The sequence below is a fragment of the Roseovarius sp. MMSF_3359 genome (assembly GCF_030733385.1).
Taxonomy (GTDB): Bacteria; Pseudomonadota; Alphaproteobacteria; order Rhodobacterales; family Rhodobacteraceae; genus Roseovarius.
The window spans coordinates 166,319-187,297 of sequence record NZ_JASHJC010000009.1; the positions used below are offsets into that span (position 1 = coordinate 166,319).

24 protein-coding genes are annotated in these 20,979 nt (G+C 61.5%); 9 read left to right on the plus strand and 15 right to left on the minus strand.

What is annotated here, in order from left to right; all coding sequences use genetic code 11:
- Positions 1–83: 83 nt before the first annotated feature.
- From RBB29_RS14440 to RBB29_RS14470, 7 genes are all read left to right on the plus strand, one after another.
- On the plus strand, positions 84–647 hold the full coding sequence (locus tag RBB29_RS14440; protein WP_306114597.1) for a NifU family protein: 564 nt from the start codon (positions 84–86) through the stop codon (positions 645–647).
- Between the two features lie 3 nt (positions 648–650).
- Entirely contained in the window at positions 651–1,316 is a 666-nt protein-coding gene (gene tsaB, locus RBB29_RS14445; protein WP_306114596.1) for a tRNA (adenosine(37)-N6)-threonylcarbamoyltransferase complex dimerization subunit type 1 TsaB, read from the plus strand.
- Positions 1,303–1,722 carry a GNAT family N-acetyltransferase gene (locus tag RBB29_RS14450; RefSeq protein WP_371931504.1) on the plus strand — a complete coding sequence of 140 codons (420 nt, stop codon included), beginning with the start codon at positions 1,303–1,305 and terminating at the stop codon, positions 1,720–1,722. Before tsaB ends, RBB29_RS14450 begins: the two co-directional genes overlap by 14 nt.
- Positions 1,723–1,821: 99 nt before the next feature.
- Positions 1,822–2,457, plus strand: a complete 636-nt coding sequence (locus RBB29_RS14455; RefSeq protein WP_306114595.1) for a LysE family translocator — start codon at positions 1,822–1,824, stop codon at positions 2,455–2,457.
- 27 nt (positions 2,458–2,484) lie between these two features.
- Positions 2,485–3,102: a LysE family translocator gene (locus RBB29_RS14460; RefSeq protein ID WP_306114594.1), complete on the plus strand. Its 618-nt coding sequence runs from the start codon at positions 2,485–2,487 to the stop codon at positions 3,100–3,102.
- Between the two features lie 161 nt (positions 3,103–3,263).
- On the plus strand, positions 3,264–4,178 hold the full coding sequence (locus RBB29_RS14465; RefSeq protein ID WP_306114593.1) for a sulfite exporter TauE/SafE family protein: 915 nt from the start codon (positions 3,264–3,266) through the stop codon (positions 4,176–4,178).
- On the plus strand, positions 4,178–4,933 hold the full coding sequence (locus tag RBB29_RS14470) for a TIGR02186 family protein (RefSeq protein WP_306114592.1): 756 nt from the start codon (positions 4,178–4,180) through the stop codon (positions 4,931–4,933). The genes RBB29_RS14465 and RBB29_RS14470 overlap by 1 nt, the downstream gene beginning before the upstream one ends.
- A gap of 111 nt (positions 4,934–5,044) precedes the next feature.
- On the opposite strand, the gene RBB29_RS14475 is transcribed toward RBB29_RS14470, so the two are convergent.
- The 14 genes from RBB29_RS14475 to RBB29_RS14540 all read right to left on the minus strand — a co-directional run bounded on the left by RBB29_RS14475 (position 5,045) and on the right by RBB29_RS14540 (position 17,814).
- Entirely contained in the window at positions 5,045–5,779 is a 735-nt protein-coding gene (locus tag RBB29_RS14475; RefSeq protein WP_306114591.1) for an SDR family oxidoreductase, read from the minus strand.
- Positions 5,776–7,302 (minus strand): AAA family ATPase, encoded by a 1,527-nt coding sequence (locus tag RBB29_RS14480; protein WP_306114590.1) that lies wholly within the window; start codon positions 7,300–7,302, stop codon positions 5,776–5,778. Before RBB29_RS14480 ends, RBB29_RS14475 begins: the two co-directional genes overlap by 4 nt.
- A 51-nt stretch (positions 7,303–7,353) precedes the next feature.
- Positions 7,354–8,037 (minus strand): acyl-homoserine-lactone synthase, encoded by a 684-nt coding sequence (locus RBB29_RS14485; RefSeq protein ID WP_306114589.1) that lies wholly within the window; start codon positions 8,035–8,037, stop codon positions 7,354–7,356.
- 167 nt (positions 8,038–8,204) lie between these two features.
- Positions 8,205–8,930, minus strand: coding sequence for an autoinducer binding domain-containing protein (locus tag RBB29_RS14490; RefSeq protein WP_371931505.1), 726 nt, complete (start codon positions 8,928–8,930; stop codon positions 8,205–8,207).
- Complete coding sequence (locus tag RBB29_RS14495; protein ID WP_306114587.1) at positions 8,869–9,078, minus strand: hypothetical protein; 210 nt, start codon at positions 9,076–9,078, stop codon at positions 8,869–8,871. The genes RBB29_RS14490 and RBB29_RS14495 overlap by 62 nt, the downstream gene beginning before the upstream one ends.
- 298 nt (positions 9,079–9,376) lie before the next feature.
- On the minus strand, positions 9,377–9,856 hold the full coding sequence (locus tag RBB29_RS14500) for a hypothetical protein (protein WP_306114586.1): 480 nt from the start codon (positions 9,854–9,856) through the stop codon (positions 9,377–9,379).
- A complete protein-coding gene (locus tag RBB29_RS14505; protein ID WP_306114585.1) occupies positions 9,853–10,335 on the minus strand; it encodes an RNA pyrophosphohydrolase in 483 nt (160 codons plus the stop codon). Before RBB29_RS14505 ends, RBB29_RS14500 begins: the two co-directional genes overlap by 4 nt.
- Before the next feature lie 159 nt (positions 10,336–10,494).
- A complete protein-coding gene (locus RBB29_RS14510) occupies positions 10,495–11,832 on the minus strand; it encodes a S41 family peptidase (RefSeq protein WP_306114584.1) in 1,338 nt (445 codons plus the stop codon).
- A gap of 7 nt (positions 11,833–11,839) precedes the next feature.
- Complete coding sequence (locus RBB29_RS14515) at positions 11,840–12,973, minus strand: murein hydrolase activator EnvC (RefSeq protein WP_306114583.1); 1,134 nt, start codon at positions 12,971–12,973, stop codon at positions 11,840–11,842.
- The gene (gene gpmI, locus RBB29_RS14520; protein WP_306114582.1) at positions 12,964–14,487 is read right to left on the minus strand and encodes a 2,3-bisphosphoglycerate-independent phosphoglycerate mutase; all 1,524 of its coding nucleotides are present in this window, start codon (positions 14,485–14,487) and stop codon (positions 12,964–12,966) included. Before gpmI ends, RBB29_RS14515 begins: the two co-directional genes overlap by 10 nt.
- 198 nt (positions 14,488–14,685) lie before the next feature.
- The gene (locus tag RBB29_RS14525) at positions 14,686–15,213 is read right to left on the minus strand and encodes a GNAT family N-acetyltransferase (protein ID WP_306114581.1); all 528 of its coding nucleotides are present in this window, start codon (positions 15,211–15,213) and stop codon (positions 14,686–14,688) included.
- A 175-nt stretch (positions 15,214–15,388) separates the two neighbouring features.
- Positions 15,389–15,859, minus strand: coding sequence for a 23S rRNA (pseudouridine(1915)-N(3))-methyltransferase RlmH (gene rlmH / locus RBB29_RS14530; protein ID WP_306114580.1), 471 nt, complete (start codon positions 15,857–15,859; stop codon positions 15,389–15,391).
- On the minus strand, positions 15,860–16,225 hold the full coding sequence (gene rsfS / locus RBB29_RS14535) for a ribosome silencing factor (RefSeq protein WP_306114579.1): 366 nt from the start codon (positions 16,223–16,225) through the stop codon (positions 15,860–15,862). It abuts the gene before it with no gap.
- Positions 16,226–16,446: 221 nt separating this feature from the next.
- The gene (locus RBB29_RS14540; protein ID WP_306114578.1) at positions 16,447–17,814 is read right to left on the minus strand and encodes a mechanosensitive ion channel family protein; all 1,368 of its coding nucleotides are present in this window, start codon (positions 17,812–17,814) and stop codon (positions 16,447–16,449) included.
- 95 nt (positions 17,815–17,909) lie between these two features.
- Between RBB29_RS14540 and RBB29_RS14545 the strand changes: the two genes are divergently transcribed.
- Positions 17,910–18,839 (plus strand): histone deacetylase family protein, encoded by a 930-nt coding sequence (locus RBB29_RS14545; protein ID WP_306114577.1) that lies wholly within the window; start codon positions 17,910–17,912, stop codon positions 18,837–18,839.
- A gap of 6 nt (positions 18,840–18,845) precedes the next feature.
- On the opposite strand, the gene RBB29_RS14550 is transcribed toward RBB29_RS14545, so the two are convergent.
- Complete coding sequence (locus RBB29_RS14550) at positions 18,846–19,775, minus strand: LysR substrate-binding domain-containing protein (protein ID WP_306114576.1); 930 nt, start codon at positions 19,773–19,775, stop codon at positions 18,846–18,848.
- Between the two features lie 216 nt (positions 19,776–19,991).
- Here RBB29_RS14550 and RBB29_RS14555 point away from each other — a divergent pair, with 216 nt between their 5' ends.
- Positions 19,992–20,924 carry an ABC transporter substrate-binding protein gene (locus RBB29_RS14555; protein WP_306114756.1) on the plus strand — a complete coding sequence of 311 codons (933 nt, stop codon included), beginning with the start codon at positions 19,992–19,994 and terminating at the stop codon, positions 20,922–20,924.
- Positions 20,925–20,979: the final 55 nt, after the last annotated feature.

Below are 20,979 nucleotides of genomic sequence, written 5' to 3' on the forward strand. Positions count from 1 at the left end.
GTTGTCAGTTTAGAATCGTTCCAAACCTTGACTTGACCGCCCCCCGGGCGCATATCTGTGGCAGACGCAAAAGGGGCTCCCTCATGTTTATCCAGACCGAATCCACGCCCAACCCGGCAACCCTGAAGTTCCTGCCCGGCCAGACTGTTCTGGAAACCGGCACAGCCGATTTTCCGACCGCCGAAGGCGCCGAGCAATCGCCACTTGCCGCGCGCATCTTCAAGGTGCAGGGCGTTACCGGCGTGTTTTTCGGCAATGATTTCGTGACCGTGACCAAGTCGGACGAAACCGAATGGGATCATGTCAAACCGGCAATCCTCGGCGCGATCATGGAGCATTTCCAATCGGGCAAACCGATCATGACCGGCGCCAGCGCCGCGCCTTCGGGCCATGCGGAACATACCGGCGAGGATGCTGAAATCGTGGGTCAGATCAAGGAATTGCTGGATACCCGCGTACGGCCTGCCGTGGCGCAGGATGGCGGCGACATCACCTTCCACGGTTTTGAGCGTGGCGTGGTTTACCTGCACATGCAGGGTGCCTGCGCGGGCTGCCCGTCTTCCACCATCACGCTGAAGATGGGGATCGAGAACCTGCTGCGCCATTACATCCCCGAAGTGACCGAAGTGCGCCCCGTCGGCGTCTGATTCATGACGAGCCATCCATTGGTGTTGGGGTTCGATACGTCGGGCCCTTATGTCAGCGCGGTGTTGCTACGCGGGCGCGATGTGCTGGCCGATCTGCACGAGACCATGGCGCGGGGTCAGGGCGAGGCCCTCTTTCCGCTGGTCGGGGGAGTTCTGGAACGTGGCGGTGCGACTTGGCGTGATCTCGATGCCATCGGCGTGGGCGTCGGCCCGGGAAATTTCACCGGCATCCGCATTTCAGTCTCCGCGGCGCGGGGACTTGCGCTGTCGCTTGAAATCCCCGCGATTGGCGTCAGCCTGTTGGAAGCGGCGGCGTTGAATAGTACTGGTCCGGTTCTGAGCTGCCTGTCCGCGCCGCGGGAGCAGGCCTATGTCGAGGGGCATCGGACCGCGACTGATATCCCGGCGCAGTTCCTGCCGATTGCCGACATTCCTGATGACTGGGCGCAGGACGGGTTGGTTTGCATTGGCTCAGCGGCGGATGAGGTGGCGGCGAAATTGAATGCCTCGGTCGCGCCCGCTCAGTTCGCCCCTGGCTCGGCCGTGGCGCGGATCGCCGCAGAACGCTGGCAGGAGGACTTGCCGCCGCCCGCGCCGCTTTACCTCAAGCCCGCAGATGCCGCACCTGCGCGGGATACTGCCCCGGTGATGCTGGATGATGACACCTGACGAGATGGCCCATCTGCATGCCCGCGCCTTTGCCGGGCAGGGGCGGGCATGGTCGGCGCAGGAATTCGCGGACCTGTTGGAAAACACGCATGTCTTTTCCGTGGGCGGCACACGGTCATTCGCGGTGGGCCGGGTCATCGCGGATGAGGTGGAATTGCTGACCATTGCCACCGACCCCGATTTGCAGGGGCAGGGACTGGGTCGTGCCTGCCTGCTTCGATATGAAAGCCTCGCTGTGGCGAAGGGAGCCACCTCATTCTTCCTCGAAGTCGCTGAAGACAACGCGCCGGCGCGGGCGCTCTATCGGCGGGCAGGATACCATGAAGCCGCCCGGCGCAACGGTTACTACCGTGCCCCGGATGGTCGACGGATTGACGCGCTGATCCTCCGCAAAGCCCTGCCTTGACGGAAAAAGACAACAGTTCGACCGGTATCGAAGCATTTTGCCGTTACGTGCCCCTATGATCGCGGTATCACAATCCGGCCACCCGCCGCGGAGGATACCATGACTGAACTCGCCCCTTTCCTGCCCGGCTTCATTGCCGCTTATGCCATCCTGCTGGTGGGCGCCTCCTCGCCGGGGCCATCGGTGGCTATGCTGATTGGCGTTGCCACGTCCCAGGGGCGTGCGCCCGCGATGATGGCCACGCTGGGCATTGCGACTGGAAGTCTCACGATCAACCTGCTGACCATGCTTGGTGTCGGCCTGATCCTGTCGCAGGCGGCCTGGGCCATGAGCCTGCTGCGCATCATCGGCGCGGCGTACCTGCTGTACCTGGCTTATGGGGCCTTCCGCAAAGCTCTCAATCCGCCCGCGTTGCAGCCGGTGGAGACGCGTCGCCGCTCCGGTATCCGCCATTTCGTCACCGGGTACCTTTTGCAGGTGACCAATCCCAAGGCCATCGCCTTCTGGCTGGCCATCGCCTCCGTCGGCGCGGTCGAGGGGGCGGGGCTTGGCATCGTGGCGTTGTTTGTTGCCGGGGCCTTTGCGATCTCGTTTTCCTGTCATGCGGCCTGGGCATTGGCCCTGTCGCTGGCACCGGTACGCCGGGCCTACGGTGCCGGTCGTCGGTGGATCGAGGCCGGGCTTGGCACTTTCTTTGTCTTTGCGGCCTACAAGCTGGCCACGGATCGGATTTGAGCGCAGAATAGCAATAAGGGGACGATCATGAGCGACCATCTGAGCAGCCTATTCCTGGCCCTGGGCATCTTCAGCCTCGGGTTTATCAGTATCGGCCCCAATATCCTCGCCGTCATCGGCACGTCGATGGAGCGGGGCCGACGGCAGGGGGCGGCGCTTGCCTGCGGTGTGGGCATCGGGTCCGGGCTTTGGGCCACGATGACGGTTGCGGGTCTTTCCGCGCTGATCACGGCTTATGCGGGCGCGATGTTGGCGTTGAAACTCGTAGGGGCGGCATATCTCATGTGGCTCGCCTGGAAGGCATTCAGGTCTGCGGCGACCCCTGGCGGGTCTCTGGTGGCGACGACCGCGCAGGGTGATAACCTGTTCTGGCGCGGGTTGAGCGTGCAGATGTCGAACCCGAAAGCGGCGTTGCACTGGATTGCGATTGTCGCCATCGGTCTTGGCCCCAATCCGCCCCTTTGGCTTGGCGTGGCACTGATCCTGAGCGCGACCGCGTTGTCGATCATTGGTCACCTAGCATATGCGATGGTGTTCTCGACGGCACCAGTGGTGATTTTCTATCAGCGCGCGCGACGTTGGATTTCCGCGGCTCTAGGTGTCTTTTTCACGTTGGCTGCGGGAAAATTGGCGTTTGACCGATAGAAAAGGTCTCACTTGATGGGTGAAAAAGTTTCACCGGATGAGACCTGATTTGGCGATTTCAACGGGTGAATAAGTCCAGATTGTAAAAATTGATCGTGCCTGAGACGATTTCAGCGCCTTCCTGCCTTGCATTCCAAGCGAATCTGGCGCTAGGACGTTTCATGCAAATCTACCTTCCCATTGCCGAAGTCTCCGTGAACGCTTTTCTCCTCCTGGGGCTGGGCGGTCTTGTCGGGATTCTGTCGGGGATGTTCGGGGTTGGCGGCGGCTTTTTGATGACGCCTTTGCTGTTCTTCATCGGCATCCCACCGGCCGTTGCGGTGGCGACCGAGGCCAACCAGATCGTGGCCTCGTCCTTCTCGGGTGTGCTGGCGCATTTACGACGAAAGACCGTTGATCTGAGGATGGGAACGGTGCTGCTCATAGGCGGCCTTGTCGGGGCCGCTTTGGGGGTTGTTGTCTTCAACTACCTCAAATCGCTGGGGCAGGTCGATCTGCTGGTCAAGCTCTGCTACGTGGTCTTTCTGGGCATCATCGGCGGCATGATGTTCGTCGAAAGCCTCAGGGCCATTCGCAACACAAGATCCGGCAAGGCGCCCAAGCGCAAGAAACACAACTGGGTGCATGGGTTGCCGTTCAAGATGCGGTTTCGCACCTCCGGCCTCTACATCAGTGTGATCCCGCCCCTGATCGTGGGCGTCTGCGTTGGTATCCTGGCGGCGATCATGGGTGTGGGTGGCGGCTTCATCATGGTGCCGGCGATGATCTACCTGCTGGGCATGCCCACCAAGGTGGTTGTCGGCACCTCGCTTTTTCAGATCATTTTCGTGACCGGTTTCACGACCATGCTGCACGCCACGACGAACTATACCGTGGATGTGGCGCTGGCGGTGCTGTTGCTGATCGGCGGCGTCGTCGGTGCGCAGGTCGGCACGCGGATCGGCACACGGATGAAGGCGGAGCAGCTTCGCATCCTTTTGGCGATGATGGTGTTGGCCGTTTGTGCCAAGCTGGCGCTGGATCTGCTGATCATGCCGTCTGAGTTGTACTCCATTGGCGCGGTTGGGGGGCACTGATGCTGCGTCTGGTCCTCATCCTGTGTCTGGCGGCGCTGCCTCTCAAGGCGGAAGAGGTCGTGTTGGGCCTCAGCGCCGACGAGGTGGCGATCACGGCGACGTTTGATGGCTCTGAGCTTCTGGTCTTTGGCGCGGTCAAACGCGAAGCGCCAATCCCTGATGAGCCGCTTGAGGTGATCGTGGCGATTGCCGGCCCGTCGGTGCCGCTCACCGTGCGCCGGAAGGAAAAGAAGCTCGGGATCTGGGTCAATACCGATGCGGTGGAGGTCAAGGAAGCGCCGAGCTTCTATGCGGTTGCGACGACCGGACCGTTGAAGGAAGTCCTGGCCCAGATCGAGGATCTGCGCCACCGGATCACGATCCCCAAGGCGATCCGCTTGGTGGGTGCCTCGCCGCATGTGTCCAATCCGCAGAGCTTTTCCCAGGCGGTGATCCGCATCCGCAAGAAGAACAACACCTATCAGCTTCTGGAAGGCGGCGTGGTTCTGGATCAGCAGACCCTGTTCCGGACGTCGATCAAGCTGCCCTCGAACCTGACCGAAGGAGCCTATGCCACGCGGATTTTCCTGACCCGGAACGGCTATGTCGTGTCGCAATACGAGACCACGATTGATGTGCGCAAGGTCGGGTTGGAACGGTGGCTTTATAACCTCTCGCGTGAGCAGCCGATGCTTTACGGGCTTATGTCGCTGGCCATCGCCATCGCGGCAGGTTGGGGCGCCGCGGCGGCATTCCAGTTCCTGCGCCGGGGATAGGACCGTTCCCAAATTGAGTGCGCTGCCGCGCACGCTTTTCATACGCGCTCCGCGCTGCTTCCTCGGGCCGCCCCAAGGCGACCAGGGACGCTCAATTGGTGCCCGTGGTGTTCAGCCGCGGCCGATATAGGGCATCTTGGTCGCCATCACGGTCATGAACTGGACATTGGCGCTGGTGGGCATCTCGGCCATGTGCAGGACCGAGCGCGCAGCGTCGTCGACCTCCATCATCGGCATCAATGGCTGTTCGGGATTGGCCGCCTGCGCCCGTTTGTTGAGGTCTTCGACCAGTTCCGATTTGGCATTGCCGATGTCGATCTGGCCGCAGGCGATGTCGAAAGCACGTCCATCGAGCGATAGCGATCGGGTCAGCCCGGTGATCGCGTGTTTGGACGTGGTATAGCAGACGGAGCCGGGGCGCGGGTTGTGGGCCGAGAGCGACCCATTGTTGATGATCCGGCCCCCTTGCGGCGATTGGTTCCGCATCTGTCCGAACGCAAGGCGGGCGGCGATGAACATGCCGCGAATATTGAGGGCCATCACGTCATCGAAGGCCTCAAGCGGGATTTCGTCGATCGGGCCGGAGGGACCGAACATCCCGGCATTGTTGAAGAGCACATCGAGGCGGCCGGTTTGTGCGGTGAAATCCCCGAAAGCGGCCTCCGTCGCCTTGGCATCGGTGACGTCGGCGACAAGCGGGATCGCGGTGTCATGACCACCGGCCACTGCGCGCAGCCTGTCTTCGCGGCGCGCAAGCAGGCCGACCACCCATCCGGCCTCGAGGAAGGTTTTGGCGGTGGCCGCGCCGATGCCCGAACTGGCGCCGGTGATCAGGATCGTTTTCATGTCTCTTCTGCCTCAAGTTCAAGCGGCGCCGGGGCAACGCGCAGATCGTCGATGCGCAACTGCCCCGCCGGTTTCGACAGCCGGTTGCGCACCACCCAGTGAAGCCGGGTTTCGGCGCGGGTGATGGCCACGTAAGCCAGCCGTTTCCAGAGCGGTTGCCCGGCCTCGGTCCGGCCCATGCGCGAGGCGGCGTAGAGGTCCGGCGCAAAGACCTGCACATCGTTCCACTGGCTGCCCTGGGCCTTGTGGATCGTCACCGCCGCCCCGTGCAGGAAGGTTGCGCCCATGCGGGCGGCGAAGGGGATGAACGGTTCTTCTTCATCCGGCTTCTCGATCTTGACGATCGAGGCGGCGCTGACCTGCGGGTCTTCGGCGCCAATGACATGCAGTCGCGAAAAACCCGGCTTGCGACCGGGGCCGAGGTAGATCACCTGCGCGCCCTTGATGAGCCCGCGGGCCTCCAGGTCGAGGCGTTTCTTGCGGTGTTTGAGTGGCAGTTCGATCCCGTCGCAGATCAGCGGCTCACCTTCGAGCAGTTCGGTCTCCGGCGCGCCATAGACGGACCGGAACGCATTGATGAGGCGAATGCGGGTGGCGTTGCGCCAGACGAGCACGGGAGAGCGGGCCATGAGGTCAACCTCGACCCGCTGGGCCATGACCACGCGGTCATCGCGCGCGGCGGCCTCTTCGACCATCCGCTCGAACCCATGGAAATCGAGGGTGGGATCGGCCAGGGCATGGGCAAGATCGAGGATCGGGTTATCCGCGTCCTGACGGTGCACGCGGTGCAGTTCGAGCTTGGCAGGGGCGGGCAGCGTGTCGAAGACCATGGAGCCCGATTGATTGACCGGGGCGAGCTGCGCCGGGTCGCCAAAGAGCAGGAGCGTCGGGAAGATCTCCTTGAGGTCGTCGAATTGCTTGTCATCGAGCATCGACGCCTCATCCACGAAGCCCACGTCAAGCGGCTCTTCGCGCCGTTTCCAGCCGGTGATGAAATCCGACCCGCGCAGGCCAGCGGCCGCCAGCGCCCCGGGGATCGACTTGTTGGTCTGATAAAACGCATGGGCCCGGTCAAGCGCCACATCGGTCAGTCCTTCGATTTCGGGGCGCTCGCCCTGCCCGGCCAGCCATTCGGCGATCTTTTCGTATTCCGGGTCGTAGACCGGCGTGTAGAGGATGCGGTGGATGGTTGTTGCCGGGACACCGCGCATCCGGAGGACCGAGGCGGCCTTGTTGGTCGGGGCAAGAATGGCAAGTGTCCGGCGGTCCCGGCGCCGCCGCCCCTCGTAATCGCCCGAGACCACATCGACCCCAGCCTCTTCGAGCGCATGGTAGAGCGCCGCCAGCAACAGGGTCTTGCCCGATCCGGCCTTGCCCACAACGGCCATGACACTGTCCTTGCCGTCGCGCGGCGGGGTCAGCAGGCTGTCGTCGAGATCAATTCCGGCGCTGCGCAACATGGCCGAAATGCGGTCATGGGCCTCGGCCTGATCGTCGGAGAAGGCGAGAGTGGATTCAGACATGGCGCGACCCTACAGCCGCGCCCTGCCAGTGGCCAGTACCTGCGTGCGGGTTCAGGCGCTGGCGCGACCCAGGCCGCTCTGGTGCAGGGGGGCGTGGGACATCTGCCGATAGGGATGGCCGGGCTGATTGGGGCCGAAACTGGCGTTGAACCACGCCTCGGACTGTTCCGGCGTGATCCCGGCGCGCCGGGCAACCTTTGCGCGGGCCTCGTCGGTGAACTCCCAAAGCCCGACACTGATCCGGTCGCGGCCTTCGCCTTCGGAGCCCACGATTTCGGGCGAGGATCCGATGGCGCGGTAAATCCGGACCATGCGGGCATCGAAGACACCGACATAATGCTTGATCGCGAAATTGCGCATGATCTCCCCCCCGGCGAGCATCAATGCGGCGGCCAACTGGGACCCGGCATTGGGCGAGAGGCAGAAACGGGTGCATTCCCAGATCAGCGGGCTGGTGATATGCACGCCGTTGTTGAGGTGGCTGAAGTAATCGTTGACCATGGTCGAGCCGGTGGTCGGCAAAAGGCGCATGGAGCCGCCATGGGTGCCGTCCTCGTTTTCCCAGATCACGTAGAGAGGGTTGAGGCTGTCATAATCGTCGCGCTCATGGCCCGCCTCATCGACACTGACCTCCCAGCCCAGCCGTTCCTTGAACTGATCGGCGCGGTCCTGAAACATGGTTTCCGAAAGCATCGGGTGTTTGTGAAGGTCGTTTCCATAGATGTAGCGAAGCATTGGCGTCCCCTTTTCTGGTTTTCGCGACCAAAAATGGGGGGCGTGTGTTAACGGGCTGTCGGAGGAGCGCACGGTGCGTAAAGAGTTTCCCGCGGCCGTTCCGGGCGGCGCGGCGGGGTTTCATGCGCCATGGCCCCGGCCCGCCCGGGACCGAAATCTGGGCGGCCTCAGATGACGATCAGGCCGCGGGTCAGGGCGCGGGCGACCGCATGTACGGTGTTCATCGCACCCAGCTTGAAACGCGCCGATTCGATATAGACCCTGAGGGTGTGTTCCGAGATCGTGAGCGTTTCGGCCACCTGTGCGCGGCTGTACCCCATCGCCAGAAGCGTGATCGCGTCGATCTCCCTCGGGGAGAGGGGCTGCGATGGTTCGGGCTTGCGGTCAGGTTCAAAATCCAGCGCCTTTTGGTTGAAGTAATGCGCGATCAGGATCAGGTGACGGCGGTTTTCCTCGGTAAAGGACGCCCAGGCATCATCATCGCAATTGTGGCTGACAGTGTAGAGAGCGAATTGTCCATTGGGTCCACGGACAGGCACGGAAAAACCTTGGTTTCCAACGCCATAGTCGATTGCTTCCTGCTGAAAAGCGCGGGCGGCCTTGCTGGACCAGTCCAGACGTTTCCAGTCCACGGGGTGAAATCTCTGATAGCAGCCCTGAATGACCGGATCGATTCGCAGGTATTCCTTTTCAAGATAACGCTGCACCCATTCCTGCGAATAGGTGCCGCATCCGTATTGATCGCCGGCGCCACTGACCCAGTGATACACCATGTGATCGACTTTGAAGTATTCCCGTAGACGTTCAATGGCCGTTTGCAGGCCGCTCAGTTCAGAGGCGCCTTCCAAGGCCTCCAATATTGTATCCAGCCGCATAGGCGGGGCCGCGTTCATCGGCAGTCGTTCCTTCCCCAGTCAACGCCAGCTCACTTGCAGCTACCAGCCGTGTATCATCCAGCTGTTCAGCCAAGACAGCCAGCCCGTTTTGTTGAGCGAATGTCTTAAGATCGGCAAGAACGTCGAGTATCCATTCGTTTTGCATGTCTAGCCTCGTTAACTGTGGTTAATGAAAAGTTAACACAACTATAACATGTTAAGATTTTGTTTCGTATTCGCGGATTTTAACTCCCCAAAAATAGCGAGGGGCCTAAATTCAGGATCGTTTCCCCGTCAGATCAGTGGGTTCTGCGCGACCAGATCAACCACTAAAGGCCACTTCGAAGAGTGATTCGGTTGTATTATACAACCCCAAATTGTTTTTCGTGCAAGTCTATTCTTGCATGAACAAAATCTGCGGGGCATCTGCCGGGTTGGGTCGTTCTAGGGGGATCGGCGCAGGCTCAGTTCGCGCATGTCCCGTCCTTGAAGCACCGTTTCACCGTGTTCAGCATCGCCCCGGTCGGTTCGGCAAAATCGAAACCACCGCAAGGGTTCACGGCCAGCATGTAGCCGTCATCGGTAATCTGCAGAAACGAAAGATACTCGGTCCCCGACACAGCCCTGCCACACCATGGGCCAAGACACATGGCGCGCAGGGTAATGGGGCGGTCGAAATCGGTCTTGAACCCGGACTTGGACAAGGATTTGCCGCGGAGCCGGGCCGGGATATCGGTTTGCGGCGGGGTCTGATCCTGTCGGTCCATGTCGACCTCGGGCAGCTTGCCTTCGTCAAACTCGAGCGTGCCATGCACAATGATGTATCGCTCGCTGGCCGCGACGGCGTCGTTGAAGCTGGTCGCCACATCCATCGGCAGGCACGAAAGCGAAAGTGCGGGGCCTGCGGCAAATGAAAGAACGAGAGGAAGAACAAGGCGTCTCATAGAAACTCTCCAAACTGATCCAGAACACTTCGGTAAACATCGCGCTTGAACGGCACGATTCGCGCAACCAATTCATCCGGCGGCAACCATCGCCATTCGGAAAACTCGGGATGGTCGGTGGCGATGTTGACGTGAGTGTCGGCCCCCAGGAACCGCATCAACACCCATTTCTGTTCCTGCCCGCGAAACCGTCCTTTCCAGATCTTCGGCACCAGGTCATGCGGCAGGTCATAGGGAATCCAGTCGCGCGTTTCGGCCTCGATGCGGACCAACTCGGCGCTGACGCCGGTTTCTTCCCCAAGCTCCCGCAACGCGGCCTCCCGAGGCGTTTCACCTGGGTCGATACCACCCTGCGGCATTTGCCAGGCGGCGGTGTTGTTGTCGATGCGCTGGCCGACAAAGACTTGTCCCCCGCTATTGACCAGCATCACGCCCACGCAGGGCCGGTAGGGCAGTTTCGCGATCTCTTCGGGGGTCATTCGGGCATCCGGTTGATGGTATTGGCAAAGACATAAGGGTTTGCCCGCAGCCATACCAGAGCACCGGCAGCTTTGCGCGCATTTTGCTCGGGCACGCGCAACAAAAAAGCGCCGCAACCCGGAGGCAGCGGCGCTTGCAGGATGGCTTGTCCCTTGAGCTTACTCGGCGCCGTTCAGCGCGGTCAGCCCTTTGAGGATGTCGATGGCATAGGCCAGCTGATAATCATCCTCGCGCAGCTTTGCGGCCTCTTCGGCGCGGGCGTTATCTTCTTCGATCTGACGGATTTCGTCTTCGCTGAGGCTGTCATTGTTGAGCCGTCCGCGCAGGTCGGCTTCGGACCGGAAGCCGCGTTCGTTCTCGGCATCCTCATCTTCGGACTCGGGGGCGCGGCGCGGCTGTTCGACGACGATATCAGGGGATACGCCAAGCGCCTGGATCGAGCGGCCCGATGGCGTGTAGTACCGCGCGGTGGTCAGGCGCATCGCGCCATCGCCACGCAGCGGCATCACGGTCTGAACCGATCCCTTGCCGAAGCTCTTGGTGCCAACCACGATGGCCCGGCGATGATCCTTGAGCGCACCGGCCACGATTTCGGAGGCACTGGCCGAGCCGCCATTGATCAGCACCACGATTGGTTTGCCCTCGGCCAGATCGCCCGGCGTGGCATTGAACCGGTCGCCGTCTTCGGGATTGCGGCCCCGGGTGCTGACGATTTCACCCTTTTCAAGGAAGGCGTCCGAGACACGGATCGCCTGGGTCAGCAACCCACCCGGGTTGTTGCGCAGGTCAAGCACGACGCCGCGGATGTTATCGAGCCCGCCGGCCTCTTCGACCTGCTCTTTCAACCCGGCTTCAAGGTTCTTGAAGGTCTGGTCATTGAAGGTCGTGACCCGGAGGATCACGGTGTCCTGTTCGGTGCGGGTGCGCACCGCGGTCAGCTTGATGGTGTCGCGGATGATCGACACGTCGAAGGGTTCGACCTCGCCTTCGCGCACGACGGTGATGACGATCTCGCTGCCCACGGGGCCGCGCATCAGGTCGACCGCTTCGTCGAGGGTCAGGCCCAAGACGCTTTCATTGTCCACGTGGGTGATGAAGTCACCCGACTCGATCCCGGCCTCGTCCGCGGGGGTGCCATCAATAGGCGAGACGACCTTGACGAAACCGTCTTCCTGCGTGACCTCGATGCCGAGCCCGCCGAATTCGCCGCGTGTCTGAACCCGCATATCAGCGGCATCGTCGGGCGACAGGTAGCTGGAATGCGGATCAAGCGAGGTGAGCATGCCGTTGATCGCTGCTTCGATCAGGTCGGCCTCATCCACCTCTTCGACATATTGCGATCGGATGCGCTCGAAGATGTCACCGAAAAGGTCAAGCTGTTCATAGACATTGGTGGTCTTGGCGGCTTCCTGAGCCAGCAATGGGCCCGCGACCTGCGTCGTTACCACGACACCTGTCAGGGTTCCGGCCGCAGCGGCCATCAGGAATTTTTTCATCACGCAGTCATCCTTCGTCAGTCTTGAACCACTCAGCCGGGTCCACAGATGTATTGTCTTGTCTCACCTCTATATAGAGGGTTTCCGTCTGGCCGGTAGCCGTTTCCTGCCCGTCGCGTGGCAATAAAGCGCCGGGGTCAGGATCATTTCCGCCCATCAGCCCGACCGGCGATCCGGCGGAAAGGACCTGTCCTGCCTGACCATAGACCACGTCGAGCCCCGCAAACACCAGCAGAATCCCTGCCTGCGGCTCGAGGATGGTCACATTTCCGTAATCCAGCAGCGGACCCGTGTAGCGCAGCGTTGCCGCGGTGGGCGTAATGACCAGGGCGCGGGGGCGGGTGGCCATCACGATCCCGGGCCGCGCGATGCCCGCGGCATCGGCCTCCCCGGCGCGGCGCAGGATGCGGCCTTTGACCGGCAGCGGCAGCGCGCCCTTGCGATCGAGGATATCAGGCAGGGTGCTGGCGCTTTCTTCGGTTGCGATCTGGCTGAGGCCGCTGGCAAACCCTTCAAGCGTTTCGGTCGAAGCGATCAGCAGGGCGGTCTTGACCGGGTCGGCGGTGAAGCGTTGCGGCAGGTCGGTGCGGTCGGCAATCGCCTTGCTCAGCGCGGTCCGCGCTTCTTGCGCACCGTCAAGGCCTTGTTGCAGCCGGTCAGCGGCGCTCTGCTGCAAGGCACGCAGCACGCTGACCTCCTGCAACTTGTCGCGCAGTTCGGAAACGCGGGTATTCAGTGCGGGGGTTACATCGGCCAGGATCATGCCGGATCGGGCAGTGCCTACCGGGCCGGACGGATGCAGAAGCAGCACCGGCGATGGGGCGCTGCCCATGGATTGCAGAACGCCCAGCAGTTTCGAAATCTCGTCCTCGCGAGACTGCAACTCCCGGTTCAGGACCTCTTCGCGGATGGCCGCGCGGCGCAGCCCGTCGCGCATCGCCTCCAACCCGTTTTCAAACGCCTGGATGGTCTCGGTCAGGGCCTTGACCCGGTCCCGCGCGCCTTCGGCCTCGTCAAGCTGGACGCCCGCCGCTGCCAGGCGGTCGGCGGCGGCGCGGGCGGCCTCTGCGGCGCCGTTGTCTTGCGCCAGGGCCGGTGCCGTCATCAGGCCGACCGCGAGAACACCCGCGATCAGCCGCATGAAATCAGGTTCCGGCCGGTCATCTCAGGCGGCGTTGGCAGGTCCATCAGATCCAGAAGCGTCGGCGCCAGATCCGCAAGGCGTCCGGTCTTCAGCCGCGCCTCCGCCGGGCCGCCTAGCAGGATCACCGGCACTGGGTTCAGGGTATGCGCGGTATGCGGTTTGCCGGTATCCGGGTCGATCATCACCTCGCAATTGCCGTGATCGGCGGTCACGATCATCGCGCCACCGGCCTGTTCCAGTGCGGCAACCACCCGACCCAACCCCTGATCGACGGCTTCGCAGGCGGCTTTGGCGGCCTCGAGGTCACCGGTATGGCCAACCATGTCGGGGTTGGCATAATTGACGACGATCAGGTCATAGCCCTTTTCAATGGCCGCCACGAAATGATCGGTCACTTCCGGCGCGGACATCTCGGGTTGCAGGTCATAGGTGGCGACCTTGGGGGAGTTGGCGAGGTAGCGGTCTTCGCCAGGCTCCGGGGCCTCCTTGCCGCCGTTGAGGAAGAAGGTCACATGGGGGTATTTCTCGGTCTCGGCGGAATGATACTGCGTACGGCCCTGTTTGCCGACCCATTCCGCCAGGGTGTTTTCCGGCCGTTCATCGGGAAAGATGCAATCCATGTAGCTCGCATGGCGGCGGGAATACTCGGTAAATCCGCTGACAATCGCGAAATCCGGGCGGGGGCCGGTGTCAAACGCATTGAAATCAGGGTCAGCGAAAGTGGCGAGGATTTCCCGGGCGCGATCGGCCCGGAAGTTGAGACACAAGATGCCATCGCCATCCTGCATGCCGGTATAATCGCCCAGCACGCGCGGCTTGATGAATTCGTCCGTGCGGCCCTTGCCATAGGCATTGTCAATCGCGTCCGAGGCGGTGTCAGCGGTATAGCCCTTGGCGTTGGCCAGTGCCTGGAACGCCAGTTCCACGCGGTCCCAGCGATTGTCGCGATCCATAGCGTAATAGCGCCCCGACACCGTGGCGATAAGGGCGTTCTCCGGCAGCGCGTCGCGCAGTTCCTCAAGGTAGGTCTTGGCGGAAATCTGTGCCACGTCGCGCCCGTCGGTGAAGGCGTGGATTGCCACGCGCAACCCGTGATCGGTCAGGGCCCGTGTTGCCGCGATCATGTGGTCGATATGGCTGTGAACCCCGCCATCGGACAACACGCCCAGAAGATGCGCGGTGCCGCCGGTGGCCTTGAGCTTGCCCGCGAACCGTTGGATGCCGGGCAGCGTGGCGAAACTGCCGGTGCGAATGGCCTGGTCGATGCGGCGCAAATCCATCTCGACCACGCGGCCCGCGCCGATATTCATATGCCCCACCTCGGAATTGCCCATCTGCCCTTCCGGCAGGCCGACATCGGGTCCATGGGTGACGAGCGTCGCGTTCGGGCAAGTCGCCATCAACCGGTCGAAAGTTGGGGTTGCGGCCAACAGGGGTGCATTGCCTTCGGACGTGTCCGAAAGGCCCCAGCCATCGAGAATGCACAGGACGACGGGTTTGGGTGTTGTCATGACTGCTCCTGCCTGAAGCGTTGTGCGAGCCACCGGCCTCCTTTTCTGCGTTGAAATCCGCGATTTCGGGCAGCGTCGGGTGAGCCAGGTTTTTCGGACAGCGCCGTATTGCGCGCCTTCTAACGCCAATGGGGTGCAGGGTGAACAGCGTTTGCGTTAACACCGGGTGTTTTCCCGTCACGATGCAGCAATGTAACCTCAGGGGTCCCGCTCATACACGGATTGAACATAGGCGTTGGCATCGTCGATCATCTCTTCGGCGATCGAAAACGGTGTCGGCCAGGGCGGGTCAAGCGTCGCTTCGACCTCGCCGCCATGAAACTCAAGCTCGGGATGGTGTTTGGCGGTGATGCGCCGCATGCGTTCGTTTTCGTTGAGGAAGAGAACATGCAGGAGTTTCATGCCGCGGTTGCGCGCGGCGGTCACGATACGCTCGAAAAGCGCGCTGCCGATCCCTTGCCCCTGCCATCCGGGTTCGACGGAAAGCGCAATTTCGGCATCCGACATCCAACCCGGGCGTGCGCTGCGCAATTCACCGATGGCGCGCAGCTTACCGTCGCGAAACGCCCCGAATGCAATCGGATCATCGTCGAAGAAATGCGTGGCATATCGCCCGATCAGATCGTCATTGAGAAAGCTACCGAACCGCGCCCGGCGGGTCGGTTGATCCAGGCGCAGGAAATGTGCGGCAATCTCGGTCAAATCATACCGCCGCAGTTTGCGCATGCTGTTTCTTGCGGATGTCGGTCGGAAATACATGGTCTTAGGCTCCTTGTCGCGTCCGGATCTAACCGGGCAAGGTGACCTCCCATGATTAAGGTAATGCTGCACCGCAGCGCGTTCCATACCCAATTCCACGGATCAGCGAAAATGTGATCCGTCGCGGGTATCCGCCTGCTGCTCAGGTGCGGTGGTAAGGGCCGCCTGCTAGGATCGTGGCTGCGCGGTAGAGCTGCTCGGATAGCATCACCCGCGCCAGCATATGCGGCCAGACCATCTGACCGAAGGACAGCTTGATATCGGCGCGATCTCGCAGATCGGGGGCAATCCCGTCGGCGCCGCCAATCACGAAGGCCACATCACCGCGCCCGTCATCGCGCCATCCCGCCAGTTTTTTCGCGAATTTCGGAGAACTCAGAAGTTGCCCGCGCTCATCCAGTGCCACGATCACGGCGCCTTTTGGAATAGCGCGTTCCAACAATGGGGCCTCAGTCGTCATGCCGCCCCCCTTGCGGTCCTCGACCTCGTGCACCGTCGCAGGGCCGAGCCCCAGCGCACGGCCCGTCCGGTCAAAACGGGTAAGATAGTCGTCAAGCAAGTCGCGCTCGGGCCCGGCGCGCAGCCGGCCAACAGCGCAGATATGGAGGCGCATTCAGGCCTGAGTGGCGGCGGCTTCCCCGGCGGGCAGCCACATTTTCTCAAGCTGGTAGAACTCGCGAACCTCGGGGCGGAAGACATGGACAATCACGTCGCCCGTGTCGATCAGCACCCAATCGCCCGCATCCTTGCCCTCGACTTTGGACTGCACGCCAAGATCATGCTTGAGCCGGTCAACAAGTTTCTCGGCAATCGCGGCCACCTGACGGGTCGAACGGCCCGAACAAATGACCATGTAATCGCCAATTGCCGATTTGCCGCGCAGATCAATCTCTACCACGTCTTCGGCCTTGTCTTCGGTCAGTGAGGTCAGGATGCGCGCAAGCTGCGTTTCGCTGTTTGCGCTCTTTGCAGGGGCCATTACCGGCGCCCCATTGTCAGCGGCTGGTGCCGCGTCAACAGTAAAAGACAGGACATTGTCCTCCTCTCTAGCGCACCGTCAAAGCCCCGGTGCCGGACATGATCCAAAGTTAACAATCCATTTATGAAGTTTCAATGAATGGCTGCGAACGGTGGCCGGACATCGCGCAAATGTGCGCTAAAAACATCATGTTGCAATATTTTGTGACAAGAAAAGGGCCGTCAGCCGGATTGCGCCTGTGCCGGACCTTGTTCGTCGGGTTCGGCAGGAGCTTGCCCATCGTCGTCGTCGAGCAGGCGAACCTCCCGCTGCGGGAAGGGGATCGAGATGTCATTTTCCGCAAACGTATCCCAAAGCGCCAGGTACACATTGCCGCGGATGTTGGTGAGCCCCCCGGTCGGATCCGAGATCCAGAAGCGCAGGATATAGTCGACGCTGCTGTCGCCAAAACCCACGATGTGACAGACCGGCGCCTTGAAGCTCAGCACCCGGTCCACGCCCTTGGCGGCGGCGATGGCGAGTTTGCGGACCTGATGCGGGTCGCAGCCATAGGAGGTGCCAAAATAGATATCGAGCCGCACGAAATCGTTGGAATGGGACCAGTTGACCACCTGTCCGGTAATCAGATCCTCGTTCGGGATCAGGTATTCGCGGCCATCGCGGGTGACGACAGACACATACCGCGCGCCGAGCGAATTGATCCAGCCGAAGGTCTCGCCCAAGGAAATCACGTCGCCGGGTTTGATCGACTTATCCATCAGTATGATCACGCCGGAGACGAGGTTCGACACGACCTTTTGCAGGCCAAAGCCAAGGCCCACACCGATCGCACCGGAGAGAACCGCGAGGCCGGTCAGGTCAACGCCAACCGCCCTGAGGCCGATGAAGAATGCGGCACCATAAAGCAGGACCTGCAGGAACTTGACCGCCAGCACCTGCATCGATGGCGAGATATCCTTGTTTGATTTGATCTGCGCGCTGCTGGTGCGCGAGATGAAACGAGCCAGGAAAAAGAGCGAGCTGATGACGATGATGGCCTGCAGGACCAACCAGACAGAGAAGCGGGATTCACCGACATTTATCGCGGCATCATCCAGTAATTCCTGTGCCTCACTGGAGAGATCAAGGATGATGAGCGTCACCCAGATCCAGCCGCCATAGCGCACCACCGTGCGGACGAGGCCATTCGAGATGAGTCGCGTCAGCAGGGCGATCAGGAGCCACGCCGTGGCCAGGCTTGCGAAGACATTCAGGAGGTAAGATCGGCTGGGCCAGGTGAATTCCTGCATCAGCCAGACGATCGGCCACATCAACAGGACAAAGACAATCAGGCGAATCCGACGTTGCAGCAGCACCCCGAGGCGCATCCGCCATTTCGGCCAGCCTTCGCGGGTACGTAGCCATTCGCGGATGCGCGGGCCGAGGACATAGGCGATGCAGTAAGCGGCCGCGTAGGCGCCGACGGCAATCGCGATCTGATAGGCGTTCCACGGGCGCATCAGCCCGTCCACGAATACCTGGGCATGTCCCCACAAGCTCTGGGCGAACTCCTGAGCGTCCTGCGCGATCTCGACTGTTTCCGGTTCCATTACCTCACTCTTGCACGGGCGGACCATCGCAACAAGCCCGGCTGGACAGTACTGGCGAACTGGCCTTTCTTGGTGGCGCAACACGGAGGATTCGCATGACAACCGCGCTGGTGACCCATCCCATCTGCCTTGAACATGTCAACCCGCCGGGCCACCCGGAACAGGTCGCGCGGCTCGAACGTATTCTGGCCGCGCTGGATGGCAAGACGTTGGAGCGGGTCAAGGCACCGATGGCCGCCGAAGACGACCTGCTGCTGGTGCATCCGCGCGAGTATATCGAGATGATCCGCGACGCGGCCCCGGCCGAGGGCTGGGCACAGCTTGATGGCGATACGTTCATGTCGCCCGGCACGCTCGAGGCCGCGCACCGGGCGGCGGGTGGTGCCGTTCGTGCCGTCGATCTGGTCATGGCGGGGGAGGTCGCCAATGCTTTCGTGGCCTGCAGGCCGCCCGGACACCATGCCGAGACATCGACGCCCATGGGCTTTTGCTTTTTCGGCACTGTCGCGATTGCGGCCAAACACGCGCTTGAACATCACGGGCTGAACCGCGTGGCGATCGTGGATTTCGACGTGCATCACGGCAATGGGACGCAGGATCTCGTCGAGGCCGACCCACGGATCCTGTTTTGCTCAACCCATCAATCGCCGCTCTTTCCCGGCACCGGCCATGCGCATGAAAACGGCGTGGCCAACAATGTGGTGAATGTGCCGCTCGCCGATGGCACCGGCAGCGCGACGTTTTGCGATGTTATGGATAACGTCGTTCTGCGGGCGGTCGATCAGTTCAAGCCCGAGCTTATCATCGTCTCCGCCGGTTTCGATGCACACGCGGCCGACCCGCTGGCGGGCATGCGTTTGACCGAGAGTGATTTCGCCTGGATCACCGACCGCATCTGCGATCTTGCCGAAGCGCATTGCAAGGGGCGGGTCGTCTGTAGCCTTGAGGGCGGATATGACCTCGATGCACTGGCGGCCAGTGTGGCGGCGCATGTGGATGTGCTGATCCGGCGCGGGGATGGCTGACGCGGGCTAGGTCGCGTCGAACCGCTTGCGGGCGGCGCTTTCCTGCAACAGCCACTTGGCGACGACCTCGCTTTCGCCGGGCGAGGTGCTCCCCTGACGGGTCAGCAGATAGTAGCCGTGGTTCGTGCGGACATATTCCGCGTCGAGCGGCCGGATCAGGTTGCCGGACCGCAGGTGATGATCCACAAGGTGGCCCCAGCCCAAGGAAATACCCAAACCGTCAATGGCCGCCTGAATCGCCAGCGGATAGGTGTTCACGAAGGTGGAGTGGCGCACCTTGTCCGGGTCATGACCCTTATGCGCCAGCCAGGTTTTCCAGTTCAGCCACTCCGTATGATTGTTGCTGACCTCGATCAGCGCGTGGTTCATGAGCGTGGCGGTGTCCGCGATGGTGTCGTGGTTATTCAGATAGGTCGGCGCGCAGACGGGAAAAACCGTTTCGCCGAAGAGGAGCCTGGCGTTGAAGCCGGGCCAGTTGCCATCCCCCCTCAGGATCGAGAGATCGAAATTGTCTGTGAGGCATTCGGCATCCTGATCGCTCGACATAAGAGAGATCGTGATGTTGCGGTTTGCCTGCCTGAACTTGCGCAGTCTCGGCATTAACCAGAGGGATGAGACCGAGTTGGTGGCCGACATGCGCACCGTCGCCGGCGCGTGATCGGTCATCATCTCCTCGGAGATGCGGGCGATGCCGTTCAGCGCGGGCGTGACACCGTTGAGCAATTTGCGCCCCTGTTCCGTCAGGCGGACCGACCTGTGGCCGCGAACGAAGAGCGCGCAATCAAAATGCTGCTCGAGGAGTTTCATCTTCCGGCTGATCGCGGTTTCGCTGACGTTCAGTTCCTTCGCGGTCGCGGCAAAACTCTCAAGCTCGGCGGCCACCTGAAAGGTGATCAGGTAATCCAGTCGTGGCAGCGCAGAGCGATTTTTCAGCATTGTCTTTCGATTCAGGCGGCGCGGGAAAAGCTCCTGCCGAGGAAAACTAGTGCTGATCACCTTCTTTGCCAAACTTTTTGTTGGGCAAAGCAAAAGTTTTTTAGAATCACGCCCGCAAAATTAATGCGCCATACTGAAGGTCTAAAAACAGGCGCCCGGACTGCAGGGGTGCCTCCAAAACGCTAATGGGGAGTTAGTATGAAAACCACAATCCTTATGACGGCATCTGCGCTGGCCCTGGCCACGGCAACCGTATCCTATGCGGCGGACAGTTCGGATCCGATCGTCATCCCGATCCACAACTGGTCCAGCCAGATCGTGATGAGCAACGTCGTTGGCCAGATCCTTGAGCAGAACGGCAACAACGTCGAATTCGTCACAACCGACAGCCAGGCGGTCTACGAGTCGATCCGCCTCGGTGACGTGACGCTTGAACTCGAAGTCTGGGAAGGCGCCTTTGGTGCATCGTTCCGTGCCGCTCTCGAAAAGGGTGGGATCGTCGACGTGGGTGACCATGACGCGGTCACGCGCGAAGACTGGTGGTACCCGATGTGGACCAAGGACGCTTGCCCGGGTCTGCCCGATTGGAAGGCTCTGAATGACTGTGCCAGCGTCTTTGCCACGGCAGAAACAGGGGACAAGGGCCGCTATCTTGACGGGCCGGTTGATTGGTTGAAGCACGGTAAAGAGCGTGTCGAAGCCCTTGGTATGGACTTCGTAGTTATCAACGCCGGATCGGCTGCGGCACTCTGGGCAGAAATCGGTGCGGCAGAAGCCGACAAGAAGCCGGTTGTTGTCTTCAACTGGACGCCGAACTTTGCCGAGGCCGTTTGGCCCGGTGAGTTTGTCGAGTTCCCGGCCTGGGAAGATGGCTGTGACAAAGATCCGGCCGTGGGTCCGAACCCGGATGCGCTTTATGACTGTGGCAACCCGGCGACCGGTTACCTGAAAAAGGCCGCGTGGGAAGGCATGGAAGAGAAATGGCCGAGCGCATATGGCATCCTCGAGAAGATCTCTTTCACCAACCCGCAGATCGCCGAAATGGCCAAGCTGGTTGATGTCGACGAGATGGAGCCCGATGAAGCCGCCGAAGTCTGGCTCGAAGAGAACCCGGATGTCTGGAAGGGCTGGTTGAGCTCTGGCAGCTAAGACGGTTTTTTGATCTGCCCGGAGGAATTATCCGGGCAGGTCGCACCCACCCTTT

Coding starts and splice junctions, on each gene's coding strand:
- RBB29_RS14465 (WP_306114593.1), top strand. CDS start 3,264: ATGCAAATCTACCTTCCCATTGCCGAAGTCTCCGTGAACGCTTTTCTC.
- RBB29_RS14455 (WP_306114595.1), top strand. CDS start 1,822: ATGACTGAACTCGCCCCTTTCCTGCCCGGCTTCATTGCCGCTTATGCC.
- RBB29_RS14545 (WP_306114577.1), top strand. CDS start 17,910: ATGACAACCGCGCTGGTGACCCATCCCATCTGCCTTGAACATGTCAAC.
- RBB29_RS14555 (WP_306114756.1), top strand. CDS start 19,992: ATGACGGCATCTGCGCTGGCCCTGGCCACGGCAACCGTATCCTATGCG.
- RBB29_RS14540 (WP_306114578.1), bottom strand. CDS start 17,814: ATGGAACCGGAAACAGTCGAGATCGCGCAGGACGCTCAGGAGTTCGCC.
- RBB29_RS14485 (WP_306114589.1), bottom strand. CDS start 8,037: ATGCTTCGCTACATCTATGGAAACGACCTTCACAAACACCCGATGCTT.
- RBB29_RS14475 (WP_306114591.1), bottom strand. CDS start 5,779: ATGAAAACGATCCTGATCACCGGCGCCAGTTCGGGCATCGGCGCGGCC.
- RBB29_RS14480 (WP_306114590.1), bottom strand. CDS start 7,302: ATGTCTGAATCCACTCTCGCCTTCTCCGACGATCAGGCCGAGGCCCAT.
- gpmI (WP_306114582.1), bottom strand. CDS start 14,487: ATGACAACACCCAAACCCGTCGTCCTGTGCATTCTCGATGGCTGGGGC.
- rlmH (WP_306114580.1), bottom strand. CDS start 15,859: ATGCGCCTCCATATCTGCGCTGTTGGCCGGCTGCGCGCCGGGCCCGAG.
- RBB29_RS14495 (WP_306114587.1), bottom strand. CDS start 9,078: ATGCAAAACGAATGGATACTCGACGTTCTTGCCGATCTTAAGACATTC.
- RBB29_RS14515 (WP_306114583.1), bottom strand. CDS start 12,973: ATGCGGCTGATCGCGGGTGTTCTCGCGGTCGGCCTGATGACGGCACCG.
- rsfS (WP_306114579.1), bottom strand. CDS start 16,225: ATGGCCCCTGCAAAGAGCGCAAACAGCGAAACGCAGCTTGCGCGCATC.
- RBB29_RS14510 (WP_306114584.1), bottom strand. CDS start 11,832: ATGAAAAAATTCCTGATGGCCGCTGCGGCCGGAACCCTGACAGGTGTC.
- RBB29_RS14490 (WP_371931505.1), bottom strand. CDS start 8,930: ATGAACGCGGCCCCGCCTATGCGGCTGGATACAATATTGGAGGCCTTG.
- RBB29_RS14505 (WP_306114585.1), bottom strand. CDS start 10,335: ATGACCCCCGAAGAGATCGCGAAACTGCCCTACCGGCCCTGCGTGGGC.
- RBB29_RS14470 (WP_306114592.1), top strand. CDS start 4,178: ATGCTGCGTCTGGTCCTCATCCTGTGTCTGGCGGCGCTGCCTCTCAAG.
- RBB29_RS14460 (WP_306114594.1), top strand. CDS start 2,485: ATGAGCGACCATCTGAGCAGCCTATTCCTGGCCCTGGGCATCTTCAGC.
- RBB29_RS14440 (WP_306114597.1), top strand. CDS start 84: ATGTTTATCCAGACCGAATCCACGCCCAACCCGGCAACCCTGAAGTTC.
- RBB29_RS14525 (WP_306114581.1), bottom strand. CDS start 15,213: ATGCGCAAACTGCGGCGGTATGATTTGACCGAGATTGCCGCACATTTC.
- RBB29_RS14450 (WP_371931504.1), top strand. CDS start 1,303: ATGATGACACCTGACGAGATGGCCCATCTGCATGCCCGCGCCTTTGCC.
- tsaB (WP_306114596.1), top strand. CDS start 651: ATGACGAGCCATCCATTGGTGTTGGGGTTCGATACGTCGGGCCCTTAT.
- RBB29_RS14500 (WP_306114586.1), bottom strand. CDS start 9,856: ATGAGACGCCTTGTTCTTCCTCTCGTTCTTTCATTTGCCGCAGGCCCC.
- RBB29_RS14550 (WP_306114576.1), bottom strand. CDS start 19,775: ATGCTGAAAAATCGCTCTGCGCTGCCACGACTGGATTACCTGATCACC.